Source organism: Caballeronia sp. (assembly GCF_028292365.1).
GTDB lineage: Bacteria > Pseudomonadota > Gammaproteobacteria > Burkholderiales > Burkholderiaceae > Caballeronia.
Genome location: NZ_JAQGMM010000225.1, coordinates 1 through 12,654, shown reverse-complemented (window position 1 = coordinate 12,654; position 12,654 = coordinate 1). Strand labels below are relative to the sequence as shown.

12 protein-coding genes and 1 tRNA gene are annotated in these 12,654 nt (G+C 59.8%); 9 read left to right on the top strand and 4 right to left on the bottom strand.

Going from position 1 to position 12,654, the window contains the following annotated elements:
• The 3 genes from JWR14_RS13875 to JWR14_RS13865 all read left to right on the top strand — a co-directional run.
• Positions 1 to 679 (top strand): molybdopterin-binding protein (locus JWR14_RS13875; protein WP_299707528.1); only part of this gene is annotated, 679 nt, incomplete at its 5' end.
• A 132-nt stretch (positions 680 to 811) separates the two neighbouring features.
• Positions 812 to 1,087, top strand: coding sequence for a hypothetical protein (locus JWR14_RS13870; protein ID WP_031363462.1), 276 nt, complete (start codon positions 812 to 814; stop codon positions 1,085 to 1,087).
• Entirely contained in the window at positions 1,087 to 1,575 is a 489-nt protein-coding gene (locus JWR14_RS13865; protein WP_299707534.1) for a GNAT family N-acetyltransferase, read from the top strand. Before JWR14_RS13870 ends, JWR14_RS13865 begins: the two co-directional genes overlap by 1 nt.
• Before the next feature lies 1 nt (position 1,576).
• Here JWR14_RS13865 and rmuC read toward each other — a convergent pair whose 3' ends face one another.
• From rmuC to pncB, 4 genes are all read right to left on the bottom strand, one after another.
• Positions 1,577 to 3,058 (bottom strand): DNA recombination protein RmuC, encoded by a 1,482-nt coding sequence (rmuC, locus tag JWR14_RS13860; RefSeq protein ID WP_299707521.1) that lies wholly within the window; start codon positions 3,056 to 3,058, stop codon positions 1,577 to 1,579.
• Positions 3,055 to 4,035 carry a D-glycerate dehydrogenase gene (locus JWR14_RS13855; protein WP_299707519.1) on the bottom strand — a complete coding sequence of 327 codons (981 nt, stop codon included), beginning with the start codon at positions 4,033 to 4,035 and terminating at the stop codon, positions 3,055 to 3,057. Before JWR14_RS13855 ends, rmuC begins: the two co-directional genes overlap by 4 nt.
• A 10-nt stretch (positions 4,036 to 4,045) precedes the next feature.
• Positions 4,046 to 5,455, bottom strand: coding sequence for a sodium:proton antiporter (locus JWR14_RS13850; RefSeq protein WP_299707516.1), 1,410 nt, complete (start codon positions 5,453 to 5,455; stop codon positions 4,046 to 4,048).
• Between the two features lie 227 nt (positions 5,456 to 5,682).
• Positions 5,683 to 6,873 (bottom strand): nicotinate phosphoribosyltransferase, encoded by a 1,191-nt coding sequence (gene pncB / locus JWR14_RS13845; protein ID WP_299707513.1) that lies wholly within the window; start codon positions 6,871 to 6,873, stop codon positions 5,683 to 5,685.
• A 472-nt stretch (positions 6,874 to 7,345) separates the two neighbouring features.
• Between pncB and fdxA the strand changes: the two genes are divergently transcribed.
• From fdxA to JWR14_RS13815, 6 genes are all read left to right on the top strand, one after another.
• The gene (gene fdxA / locus JWR14_RS13840; protein WP_299707510.1) at positions 7,346 to 7,669 is read left to right on the top strand and encodes a ferredoxin FdxA; all 324 of its coding nucleotides are present in this window, start codon (positions 7,346 to 7,348) and stop codon (positions 7,667 to 7,669) included.
• A gap of 132 nt (positions 7,670 to 7,801) precedes the next feature.
• Positions 7,802 to 7,877, top strand: a tRNA-Asn gene (locus tag JWR14_RS13835).
• A gap of 314 nt (positions 7,878 to 8,191) precedes the next feature.
• Complete coding sequence (locus JWR14_RS13830; RefSeq protein ID WP_299707507.1) at positions 8,192 to 8,935, top strand: FadR/GntR family transcriptional regulator; 744 nt, start codon at positions 8,192 to 8,194, stop codon at positions 8,933 to 8,935.
• Positions 8,936 to 9,403: 468 nt separating this feature from the next.
• Positions 9,404 to 10,651, top strand: a complete 1,248-nt coding sequence (locus JWR14_RS13825) for an MFS transporter (protein ID WP_299707531.1) — start codon at positions 9,404 to 9,406, stop codon at positions 10,649 to 10,651.
• Between the two features lie 44 nt (positions 10,652 to 10,695).
• Entirely contained in the window at positions 10,696 to 12,054 is a 1,359-nt protein-coding gene (gene gudD / locus JWR14_RS13820; protein WP_299707504.1) for a glucarate dehydratase, read from the top strand.
• 47 nt (positions 12,055 to 12,101) lie between these two features.
• Positions 12,102 to 12,654 (top strand): dihydrodipicolinate synthase family protein (locus JWR14_RS13815; RefSeq protein ID WP_299707501.1); only part of this gene is annotated, 553 nt, incomplete at its 3' end.

Sequence of the window (12,654 nt, the reverse complement as noted above, 5' to 3'; positions counted from 1 at the left end):
CGTTGGTGAAGCGCTCGCGCCGGGTTGCGTCTACGACAGTAACCGCTATACCCTCTTCGCCATGTTGCGCCGGATGAACGTGGAACCGGTCGATCTGGGGATTGTGCGTGACGATCGCGTATCGCTTGAACGGGCTTTGCGTCAGGCTACGCAGGATGCCGACGTGGTGATCAGTTCGGGTGGCGTATCTGTGGGAGACGCTGACTTCACGCGTGACCTGATGAACGCGCTCGGCGACGTGGCGTTCTGGAAAATCGCGATGCGTCCCGGCCGGCCACTCGCGTTTGGCCGCCTGTGGTCGGGCAAGCGTCCGGGCGAAGGCGAATCGGCGTTGTTTTTTGGCTTGCCGGGCAATCCCGTTGCGGTGATGGCAACGTTTTATTTCATCGTGCGCGAGGCGCTGCTCGCCATGTCAGGCGCGACGCCGCATGCGCTGCCGTTGATATCGGCAACGAGTTCGCGGTCGATCAGCAAACGCGCCGGACGCACGGAGTTTCAACGCGGTATTGCACGCCGGGACACCGCCGGGCACTGGCATGTGGTGACAACCGGGCCGCAAGGTTCGGGCGTGCTGAGTTCAATGAGCGAAGCCAATTGCTTCATTGTCCTGAAGCACGACGCAGGAGATATCGATGCAAGAGACAGCGTGGATATCCTGCCATTCGACGGCCTGATCTAGTTTCAAAGGCTTTTCGACAACCTGCTTGAAGAACCTGTACCTCAAGAACTGAACCGCGGCGCCGTCATGACCTGAGCGGCTAAAACGGACGGTTCGAATGCATTGCACTATGACTGACGGGGCTTTTCCTTCATGAAAAAACAGATTTCGTTCATCGCGCCGGGACAAACGGCCAAAGCACTGATTCTCGTGTACCTGACCTTCAGCGTACCGATCGTGTTGCTCGGCGTGCTGGTTGCGTTCTTCCGATACGGCTCAGTCGAGCTGAGCACCGTGACAAGCGCGTTGCTGCTCAATGCCATTCTTGGCTTCATCTTGCTCTGGATTGCGTGCCACGCGTACAACTGGGTGGCGTCGCGATTCGGCGGCATTGAGATCGTCTTGTCCGACGCGCCGGAAGAGGCATGATGAGCACTCAGATCCGACCCGCAGCACCCGCCGATGTCGGCGCGATCTTTAGTTTGATGCTCGAGCTTGCCGAGTTTGAAAAGCTTATGCACATGTTCATCGCAACCGAAGGCGGCGTGCACGACGCGTTGTTCGGCGCGCGGCCGTGCGCCGAAGCGCTGGTGGCCGAAGAAGACGGACAGATAGTGAGCTACGCGCTGTTCTTCCAGAACTATTCAACCTTTCTCGGCAAGCGCGGGCTGTATCTGGAAGACCTGTACGTGAAACCGGATCTTCGCGGTAGCGGACTTGGCACAAAGATGCTGCGTGCCTTGGCTGCGCTTGCGGTAGAACGTCAGTGCGGCCGCTTCGAATGGACCGTGCTGGATTGGAACGAAAACGCCATCGGCTTCTACGAGAAGATGGGCGCAACCGTGCTGCCCGACTGGCGCATCGTACGCATCACCGGCGACGCACTAGCTACTCTGGCTTCGCCCGCTGCTGTTTGAGCTAAGCGCCGGGTTCTTCACGTTCCGCCGGTTCCTCACGTTCGTCCCCGAGCAGGTTGGCCACCTGCTCGCCCGGTAATGCTTCCACGTCACGTAGTTTCTTGCTCATCTGCCGCGTACGCGTTTCCGCCGATTCAATGGAACGCGTCACCGCCTCAAGCTGCGATCGCGTCTTCGACAGCACTTCGCCAAACTTCCTGAACTCCGTTTTCACTGCGCCGAGCACTTGCCAGACTTCACTGGAACGCTGCTCGATTGCCAGCGTCCTGAAACCCATCTGCAGGCTGTTCAGCAACGCAGTCAACGTTGTCGGCCCCGTCACGCTGACCCGGTATTCCCGCTGCAGAAAATCGGTCAACCCGGGACGACGCAGGATTTCCGCATACAGGCCCTCCGTCGGCAGGAACAACAACGCGAAGTCCGTGGTGTGCGGAGGCGCAACATACTTCTGAGCGATGGCCTTCGCTTCCGCACGAATGCGGCCTTCCAGCGCACGTGATGCTTCCTCGACTGCCACCACATCTGCTCGATCCTGCGCATCGATCAGCCGCTCATAGTCCTCGCGCGGAAACTTGGCGTCGATAGGCAGCCACACCGGCGTAGCCACCGCATTAGCGCCGCTCTGGCCAGGTGCGTCGTGACGGCCGGGCAGCTTGATCGCGAACTCCACGCGGTCGTTGCTCTTCGGGATGGTTGCGACATTCTTCGCGTACTGGTCGGGCGTCAACAACTGTTCGAGCAACGATTCGAGCTGCACTTCGCCCCACGTTCCACGCGTCTTGACGTTGGTCAGCACCTTCTTCAAGTCGCCGACACCCGCCGCCAGGGTCTGCATTTCCCCCAATCCGCGATGCACCTGTTCCAGCCGGTCCGACACCAGCTTGAACGATTCACCAAGCCGTTGTTCGAGCGTGGCGTGCAGCTTTTCGTCGACGGTACGGCGCATTTCTTCGAGCTTCGCCGCGTTGTTCGCTTCGATATCCTTCAGCCGCGCTTCGAGCGTGGCGCGCACTTCGCTCAAACGACGGTCATTCGACTCCGACATCTGCGCGAGCTGCAACGTGAGCGCATCGCCAAAACGCTTCAGCGCCTGGCTTTGTTCATCGCGTGCGTGCTGGCCTTGCAACGCGTTGCTTTCCGTCAACGTGACCAGTTGCCGGGAGAACGCTTCAAGCTGCGCGTTCTGGACGTTCGCCATACTCGCGAGTTGGGTTGCGAGCGTCTGCTGGAATTGAGCGAACGCTGTGCCCGCCTCGGTACGCGACGCGCGGGACGTCTCTGTGACTTCACCCCTCACGTTGCGTTCGAGCCGCTCCTGAGCGCGCGCGTGCGCTTCTCCCATATCGATGATCCGATCGGCAAGCGCCTCGAACTGCTCCTCGACCTCTGTTCCGCGCTTCGGCCGCAGCAATAGCACCAACGCGATCACCAGAGCGATCGCGAGGACAGCGACACCCACGCCCAACAGCAACAACATGGTCATTTCTTCAGGACCTTCGGATTGATCGGGTTCGGCGGATTGCCCGCGCGCGGCCCTTCACCCAGCGCGGCGATCAGATTGTCCGCGGCGAGATTGGCCATGGCACGGCGCGTGGATTCGGTCGCGCTGGCAATATGCGGCGTAAGCACCACGTTCGACACCGTCAGGAAATCTCGATTGAAATTCGGCTCGCCTTCGAACACGTCGAGTCCCGCCGCCGCGATGGTCTTGTTGCGCAACGCCTGGATCAGCGCGGCGTCGTCGACAATCCCACCGCGTGCGATGTTGGTCAGCGTAGCTGTAGGTTTCATGCTTGCCAGTTCCGCCGCGCCGATGGTGTGGTGATTCTCGGCGGTGTACGGCAGCACCAGCACAACGTGATCGGCGCGCTTCAGCAAGTCCGCCTTCGATACATACTCGGCGTTCAGTTCCGTCTCGATCTCAGGCGCGACGCGCGAACGGTTGTGATAGATCACGCGCATGTTGAACCCGCGCGCGCGCCGGGCGAGCGCCTGGCCAATACGCCCCATGCCAAGCACGCCGAGCGTCGAGCCGCATACGTCGGTACCAAGGAACGCGTCGTAGGACCATGTGCCCCACTTGCCCGCGCGCAGGAAGTGCTCCGATTCCGCAATACGCCGTGCGGCCGCCATCATCAGCGCCCAGCCGAAGTCCGCCGTGCTTTCGTTCAATACGTCCGGTGTATTGGTGCCGAGCACGCCGTGCGCGTTCAACGCCTGCATGTCAAAGTTGTTGTAACCCACGGCCATGTTCGACACGACCTTCAGATTCGGCGCGCCTTCCAGGACCTTCGCAGTGACGGGATCGCCTGCAAGCAAAGCGCCGTCGCGATCAGCCATGCGGCGCGCGAATTCGTCGGTGCTAAGCGGTGCGCCCGGATTGGCATCGACTTCAAAATACTGCCGGAGACGTTCGATCACGTCTGGAAAAATGGGGCGGGCAACCAGTACTTTCTTCATCGACTTTCTCCTAAAAGAACAACCATCCAGTAAGCAGGAACAAGGGCAGCAAGATGACTGCCGACCAGCCGAGATACGCGAAGAATCCGGGCATGACAATGCCGCGTGACTCTGCAATTGCCTTGACCATGAAGTTGGGCGCATTGCCGATATAGCTGTTTGCGCCCATGAACACGGCGCCCGCCGAGATGGCGGCGAGCGTGGAGGCGCCGGTCGTCATCAGGGTTGGTGCATCACCGCCGGCGAGGTTGAAGAACACGAGATAAGTCGGCGCGTTGTCGAGGAACGACGACAGCAGGCCGGTCGCCCAGAAGTACGCAATGTCGATGGGTTTGCCGCTTGCATCGGTCACCATGTGGACGATGCCGGCGAACGCACCGTCAGCACCCGCGCGCAGGATCATGATCACGGGCGCGATGGTGATGAAGATGGCGGCAAACAACTTCGCGACTTCTTCAATGGGCGCCCAGTTGAACGCGTTGCCCGCACGCGCGCTTTTCGGTGTGAGCGCGAGCGACAGGAGTGAGACCGCGACAAGCAGGACATCGCGCACGGCGTTCTGCAATGCGACGTGCGTACCGAATACGTCGAACTCGATGCCCGGCTTCCACAAGCCGCTCATCAGCACCAGCGCGACCACCGCCGCGAGCAGGACGAAATTGATCTTGCCGTCCACGCTCAATGGCGTTTTCACCTCGCTCCTATGCACCACCTTTTCCTTGGTGAAGTAATAGCGATCGAGCGCGTAGAAAAGCGCCAGCAGAATCACGCAGATGAAGAGCGTTGGCGCGGCGAGATGCACCGTGGTCCAGAAAAAGCTCACACCATTCAGGAAACCGAGGAACAGCGGCGGGTCTCCAAGCGGCGAGAGCGCCCCCCCAGCGTTGGCCACAAGAAAAATAAAGAACACCACGCGATGCACAACGTGCTTGCAATGTTCATTGGCGCGCAGCAGCGGGCGAATCAGCAGCATGGCTGCACCCGTTGTGCCCATGATGCTGGCGAGCAACGTGCCAAGCGCGAGCAGCCCGGTATTCAGGCGCGGGGATCCGTGCAGGTCGCCATGCAGGCAAATGCCGCCCGCGACCGTGAACAGCGCCGTCAGCAGGATGATGAACGGTACATACTCTTCCAGCATGGCATGCACGAAGGTCGCGAACGCAACCTGCGTACCGAAGCCAACTGCAAAAGGTACAAGGAACACGAGCGCCCAGGCCGCCGATATCTTGCCGAAGTGACGATGCCAGGCATGCGGCGCGATCAGCGGAACGATCGCGATGGACAACAGGATGCCGGCGAACGGTAGTGCCCACAGCGGAGACAGCGTGGCGCCGTTGAGCGATGCCGCGGATGCGGTCAAGGGCAGCAAGAGCAGCACCAGGCCCTGCCATAAGCGTCGCCTGTTTACGGACGTACTCATGCGGGAATGTTACCGGTTACGGCTGCATCCGGAGCATGCAGCCGTAAGCCCTGGTCGCTTGAATTCCGGCGTACGGCCGATGATTTCATGATGCTGTCCTCGTTGGCCTGTGCGTCGTGGCCGATGTGTCAATCAAGGACTCGATTATAACGAGCGCACCCACTCGAACACCCTCGACCGAACGGCTAACGCTGAGCAGCATCGACCCTCAAGAACACCTGCCCGGGTTACAGTTCATCCACGGGTTTAGCGATGTCGAACACCTGGCGCAGGTAGGCCAGGTAAGCCTGGTCGTCGCACATGTTCTTGCCGGGGGAATCGGATAGTTTGGCCACAGGCTGGCCGTTGCAGCGAACCATCTTGATCACGATCTGCAACGGCTGATAGCCAAGGTCGTTGGTCAGGTTGGTGCCCACGCCGAAGGCGAGCTGACAGCGGCCATGGAAACGTTCGTAGAGACGCAGGACCTTCGGAATGTCGAGTGCGTCGGAGAACACCAGTACCTTGGTGCGCGGATCGCATCGATTCTCCTCGTAGTGGCGGATGAGGCGCTCACCCCAGTCGAACGGGTCGCCGGAGTCGTGTCGGGCGCCGTCGAAGAGCTTGCAGAAGTACATGTCGAAGTCGTTCAGGAACGCCTTCATTCCGTAGACGTCGGAGAGCGCAATACCCAGATCGCCGCGATACTCCTTCGCCCACATCTCGAAGCCGAAGATCTGTGAATCGCGCAGCCGTGGGCCGAGCGCCTGGCAAGCCTGCAGGTATTCATGCGCCATGGTGCCGAGCGGACGCAAGCCGTGCTTCATCGCGTAGTAGACGTTGCTCGTACCCGTGAATTGATCGCCCAGGCCTTCCTTCAGCTTGAGGATGACCTCCTCATGCCATTGCTTGGAAAAACGCCGGCGGGTGCCGTAGTCGGCGATCTTGCAGTCGGCAACTTCGGGACGGCCGCCGAGCAACTGAATTTTGTCGTGCAGGCGGTCACGGCCGGTGTCGAAGGTCGGGTCGCGTTGCGTGTTGCGGAAATAGACCTCATTGACAATCGCGAGGATCGGAATCTCGAACAAGATGGTGTGCAGCCACGGGCCAATAATATCTATGTCGATCTCGCCATTCTTCTTGGCGGAGGGCTTGATCGTGATGGACTTCTCGTTGAGATGAAAGAGCGCGAGGAAGTCGATGAAATCGCTCTTGATGAAGCGCATCCGGCGAAGGTATTCGAGTTCCTCTTCCTTGAAGCGCAGATGGCAGAGCTGGCGCACTTCGTCGCGTATCTCATCTATATACGGCACGAGATCGACATCCGGCGTGCGGCAGCGGAACTTGTATTCCGCGTGTGCTGCCGGGAAGTGATGCAGCACGACCTGCATCATCGTGAACTTGTAGAGATCGGTATCGAGCAGCGAATGGATAATCATGGTTCCAGACGAACGGCTAGGAAAACGAGTAAAGGCGCGAGTAGAACCGCCCACAAGCGCGCGGATAAAACCGCAAACGGACCTGGCGCGCCCCAATGCACTGGCTGCTTCGCCCCCGGCGGCCTCCAGTGCATGTTACCCGAAGTGTCCGCCCGGAGCGGCGCGCCCACTCTGCCAAAACACGCCGGACAGCGGGCGCGCGTGAGCCCGCGGGCGCCCCATAAACAAATCACTAAACGATATAAGGCCTTCTAACCGGGGGGCGCGCTCAAATATACCGGTACGCTACAATATCGGTTTCGGCGCGCAGATCGTGCACAGTCGGGTTATATAGTTAGGCTAAAGCTCTCAAGGCTCTATATCCCAGCCCCGAATAGAGACTCTCAGTTAGAGACGCTCGGTTCGCTGGTTGGACCCTGACATTCATGTCGCCCTCGCCGCCTCCCCACGAATTCCGTACGCAGGAGCCTGAATGACTCACGTTGTGACCGAAAGCTGCATTAAGTGCCGCTATACCGATTGCGTGGACGTGTGCCCGGTGGATTGCTTCCGCGAAGGTCCGAACTTCCTCTCGATCGATCCTGATGAGTGCATCGATTGCGCCGTTTGCGTCGCCGAATGCCCGGTCAATGCAATCTATGCCGAAGAGGATGTCCCCGGTGATCAGCAGCACTTCATTGAACTGAACGCCGAACTGTCGCGCGGCTGGCCGAGCATCACCAAGACCAAGGCGCCGTTGCCCGAAGCCGACGAGTTCAAAGACGTGAAAGAGAAGCTTGAGCTGCTGGCGCGTTGAGGCCAAGAGGCCGCACGTCATCGCATCGTGAGTAACGCTTCGCTTGTTTGTAACTTTTTGAATTGAGATGAACGCAGGGTGTTGACAGGCTAGATTCCCCTCCATATAATTTCGTTTCTCTGCTGCAGATGTTCCTCGATAGCTCAGTTGGTAGAGCGCCGGACTGTTAATCCGTAGGTCCCTGGTTCGAGCCCAGGTCGAGGAGCCAAAAAGATTTCAGCTCGAAAAGCCCAATCGAAAGATTGGGCTTTTTGCATTCTGGCGCGGAATTACGCAGCAATCTTGAGATCGTAAATGCGGCCCGGGATCGATGCCACCCATAGCGCCATCGATCAATCAGGACAATTGAACATATAGCAGCCCGGTCAACGCAGCGCCCTCCCGCACCTCTCCCTTTCAATCAGATCACCCAATTCACCCAATCTTTAAAATTGATAGTCGTCAGACAACGGTATAATCTGGCTATCCACCGCAACTCCGTACTACGACACTGCCAACCGGCTGACCCAAGGAGCGTTTCTGATGGTCGAATCCCTCACATCCGTCGTAACACCCCGACGCGCCCGAAACCTGGCGGAGAGCGTGTTCGACTACGTGATCGAACAGATCGAATCCGCTGCGCTGAAGCCGGGCGACAAACTCCCCACCGAAGCGAAACTCATGCTGACGCTCGGCGTGAGCCGTACCGTTGTGCGTGAAGGCATTTCCCGCTTGCAGGCGAACGAGGTTATCGAAACACGTCATGGGATTGGCAGTTTCGTGCTGGAACCGCGTCGCGAAAAACTGGGCATCGATATGGTGCCGGCCACCACGTTGCGTGACGTGTTGTCCGTGCTCGAGTTGCGCATCAGCCTGGAAACCGAATGTGCCGGCCTGGCCGCACAACGCGCGCAACCGGAAGATCTCGTGCGCATGCGCGCGGCGCTCGACGCAATAGAAGCCACCAGCCGCAACGGCAGCGACAGCGTCGCGGCCGATCTCCAGTTCCACATCGCGCTCGCCCGGGCGACCGGCAACCGCTATTTCGTCGATATCCTGACCCAGATGGGCAGCGCCCTGATCCCACGCAACCGCATCGATTCAGCGGGAATCGCGAAGGCCGATCCGAAGGCGTACGTCTCGCTGGTCAATCTTGAGCACGAGAGCATTCTCGAAGCCATCACGCGACGCGACGCCGAAAGCGCGCGCGCCGCCATGCGCATGCATTTGTCGAACAGCCGGGAACGCCTGCGCCGCGCGAACCAGTCAAGCGAAGCGGCCGGCTAACAACAGCTCGTGTAGCGACCGAGCAGTCGTCGCCAGCCGAGGTCTGGACGACGCGCATCCCATCTCTCAAGTGGGCGCCTGCAGCAGGCGCCCACCCCTCTAAAAGCGAATCTTTCAAGATCAATCATCTTGTCTGACGTCCGACTTTAATTCATAATCTCGTCATCACAATCGATGAAAATTACATCTCGTTCATCTACAACCGATGAGCGATCCCGGGTTAACACCCATTTTGACGATCCTCATACCCCTTTTAAAATGTCATCAGACAACGTATCACACGCTGGAACGTGCGAATCTGCTCGCTATCGCTTAGCCCTATGAGCGGTTGCATCGATAACCCGGACTAACCGGGATGTCATCCGGAGATGAATTTTTGTGACGCCCGATTTCGCCCTATCGACATCCGACGCGCTGACATCGGCGGCGTCGAAAGTTAAGCGCCACGTGCTGCCGCTATTCCTGATCATGTTCATTGCGAACTACATCGACCGGGTGAATATCGGCTTCGTCAACACGCATATGCAGACGGACCTGGGTATTGGCGCAGCGGCCTACGGGTTGGGGAGCGGCTTGTTTTTCATCGGCTACGCGTTGTTCGAAGTGCCGTCGAATGTGCTGATGGCGCGCTTCGGCGCACGTGCGTGGCTCACACGGATCATGTTCACCTGGGGCTTGGTCGCGGGCGCCATGGCCTTCACCTGGAACGACACGTCGTTCTATGTCATGCGGTTCTTGTTGGGCGTGGCCGAAGCCGGCTTTTTCCCTGGCGTGGTGTATTACTTCACGCAATGGTTGCCGCAAAAGGAGCGTGGTAAAGCGGTCGCGATCTTTCTGGGCGGCTCGGCATTGGCGTCGGTGTTATCGGGACCCGTCTCAGGCGCCCTGCTCTCGATACGCGGCTTCGGCCTGCATGGCTGGCAGTGGATGTTCCTGGTCGAAGGCCTGTTTTCAATCCTGCTGTGCGGCGTGAGCTGGTTCATGCTTAAGTCCCATCCCCGCGATGCCAAATGGCTCACCGCGCAAGAACAACAGGCGCTGAGCACCGCGATTGCCCGCGAACAGGCGGAACGGGAAGCGGCCGGCAACGCGCATCTGCCGATCACAAAATTGTTGAAAGACCCGCAGATCGTGCTGTTCTGCGTGCTGTATTTCGCGATCCAGTTGACCATTTATGCAGCAACCTTCTGGCTGCCGACCATCATCCGCAAGATGGGCGGCCTGAGCGATTTCCAGGTCGGCCTCTATAACGCCGTGCCGTGGCTGATCGCCATGTTCGCGATGTATTGCTTCGCGATGCTGTCGGCGAAATGGCGCTTCCAGCAAGCGTGGCTTGCGCTCGCGCTGGTCATTGCCGCCTGCGGACTGTTTGCATCGACGTCGGCGAATCCGGTGTTTTCGTTCGTCGCCATTTGCTTTTCTGCAATCGGTTTCAAAGCGGCGGCGTCGCTGTTCTGGCCGCTGCCGCAGGGATACCTCGATGTACGCGTCGCGGCCGGCGTGATTGCGCTGATCAACTCTGTCGGCAATCTGGGCGGCTTTTTTGCGCCGGCAGCGTTCGGTTATCTGCAGCAACACACGGGCTCGATCTCCGGCGGTCTGTATGGGCTGGGGATTGCTTCGATCATCGCGGCCGTTATCGCGTTTTTCGCAAAGGACCGGTTGACCGGCCGGCCTGAAAACGCCATCGAACCGAATCCAACGCGCGTCGCTTAAGCGCTCCCTCACGAGCCCTCGTTCAACTCATGCCAACCACGTCCATGTCCACGAACCCAAGCGTTTCAACCGCTGCGAACGCCACGCCCACCGTCATTGAACTGCGCGTGATCCCGGTTGCCGGCCGCGACAGCATGTTGCTGAACCTGAGCGGCGCGCATGGCCCGTTCTTCACGCGCAACATCGTGATCCTGCGCGACAGCGCGGGCCACACCGGCGTGGGCGAAGTGCCGGGCGGCGAGAGCATCCGCAAGACGATCGACGACGCGCGTCCGCTCGTCGTCGGCCAGTCGATCGGCAATCTGCACGCCGTGCTCAACACCACGCGCAAGCAATTCGCGGATCGCGATGCAGGCGGACGCGGCACACAGACCTTCGACCTGCGCACGACCATCCATGCCGTGACGGGGCTCGAAGCCGCATTGCTCGACTTGCTCGGCCAGCATCTGGGCGTGCCCGTCGCCGCGTTGCTCGGCGAAGGCCAGCAACGCGATGAAGTGGAAATGCTCGGCTACCTGTTTTATATCGGCGACAGAAACAAGACCGACCTGCCCTACTCCGCCGGTACAAACGCCACCGATGACTGGACCCGCCTGCGCAATGAAGAAGCGATGACGCCGGAAGCCGTCGTACGGCTAGCGGAAGCCGCGCACGCGCGCTATGGCTTCAACGACTTCAAACTGAAGGGCGGCGTGCTTTCGGGCGATGCCGAAATCGAAGCGGTCACGGCGATCGCCGAACGCTTCCCCAACGCCCGCGTGACGCTCGACCCGAACGGCGCGTGGTCGCTGTCCGAAGCCGTGCGCCTGTGCCGCGACCAGCATCACGTACTCGCCTACGCCGAGGACCCGTGCGGTGCCGAAAACGGTTATTCCGGCCGCGAGGTCATGGCTGAATTCCGCCGCGCCACGGGGTTGCCGACCGCGACCAATATGATCGCGACCGACTGGCGCCAGATGGGCCACGCGATTCAGTTGCAATCGGTGGATATCCCCCTCGCCGATCCGCATTTCTGGACGATGCAAGGTTCCGTGCGCGTGGCGCAAATGTGCAACGAGTGGGGCTTGACGTGGGGCTCGCACTCGAACAATCACTTCGACATTTCGCTCGCCATGTTCACGCACGTCGCAGCGGCGGCGCCGGGCAAGATCACTGCCATCGATACCCACTGGATCTGGCAGGACGGCCAGCGCCTCACGCGCGAGCCGCTGCAGATTGTGGGCGGCCGAGTGAAGGTACCGGCGCGGCCGGGACTGGGCGTGGATATCGATATGGACGAACTCGATAAAGCGCACGCGCTGTATCGGGAGCACGGTCTCGGCGCCCGCGACGACGCCATCGCGATGCAATACCTGATCCCGAACTGGACCTTCGACAACAAGCGCCCGTGCCTCGTGCGCTGATTTTCTTCAATGCAGCGACTTACCCAAAAACCAATTCACGACCAACCATGACAACACCTCAAGAGCTCAAGCAAATCGTTTCCGAAGGGCTGCTGTCCTTTCCGCTGACCGACTTCGACGAACAAGGCGACTTCCGTGCCGACACTTATGCTGCGCGTCTGGAATGGCTTGCGCCGTATGGCGCGACGGCATTGTTCGCGGCCGGCGGCACAGGTGAATTCTTCTCGCTGACGCACAGCGAATATTCGAACGTGATTCGCACGGCGACGGAAACGTGTAAAGGCAAGGTGCCGATCCTCGCCGGTGCAGGCGGTGCAACGCGGGTTGCGATTGCTTATGCGCAGGAAGCCGAACGGCTTGGCGCAAACGGCATTTTGCTGATGCCGCATTACCTGACCGAAGCCAGCCAGGAAGGCATTGCCGCGCACGTCGAACAGGTGTGCAAGGCGGTGAAGAACATGGGCGTGATCGTGTATAACCGCGCCAATTCGAAGCTCAACGCCGACATGCTCGAACGCCTCGCCGATAGCTGCCCGAACCTGATCGGCTTCAAGGACGGTGTAGGCGAGATTGAAAACATGGTGACGATCCGTCGCCGGC

Bases quoted from the DNA above. Each gene is read 5' to 3' on its own strand.
- JWR14_RS13870 (WP_031363462.1), top strand. From the start codon at position 812: ATGAAAAAACAGATTTCGTTCATCGCGCCGGGACAAACGGCCAAAGCA.
- JWR14_RS13865 (WP_299707534.1), top strand. From the start codon at position 1,087: ATGAGCACTCAGATCCGACCCGCAGCACCCGCCGATGTCGGCGCGATC.
- rmuC (WP_299707521.1), bottom strand. From the start codon at position 3,058: ATGACCATGTTGTTGCTGTTGGGCGTGGGTGTCGCTGTCCTCGCGATC.
- JWR14_RS13855 (WP_299707519.1), bottom strand. From the start codon at position 4,035: ATGAAGAAAGTACTGGTTGCCCGCCCCATTTTTCCAGACGTGATCGAA.
- JWR14_RS13850 (WP_299707516.1), bottom strand. From the start codon at position 5,455: ATGAGTACGTCCGTAAACAGGCGACGCTTATGGCAGGGCCTGGTGCTG.
- pncB (WP_299707513.1), bottom strand. From the start codon at position 6,873: ATGATTATCCATTCGCTGCTCGATACCGATCTCTACAAGTTCACGATG.
- fdxA (WP_299707510.1), top strand. From the start codon at position 7,346: ATGACTCACGTTGTGACCGAAAGCTGCATTAAGTGCCGCTATACCGAT.
- JWR14_RS13830 (WP_299707507.1), top strand. From the start codon at position 8,192: ATGGTCGAATCCCTCACATCCGTCGTAACACCCCGACGCGCCCGAAAC.
- JWR14_RS13825 (WP_299707531.1), top strand. From the start codon at position 9,404: ATGTTCATTGCGAACTACATCGACCGGGTGAATATCGGCTTCGTCAAC.
- gudD (WP_299707504.1), top strand. From the start codon at position 10,696: ATGTCCACGAACCCAAGCGTTTCAACCGCTGCGAACGCCACGCCCACC.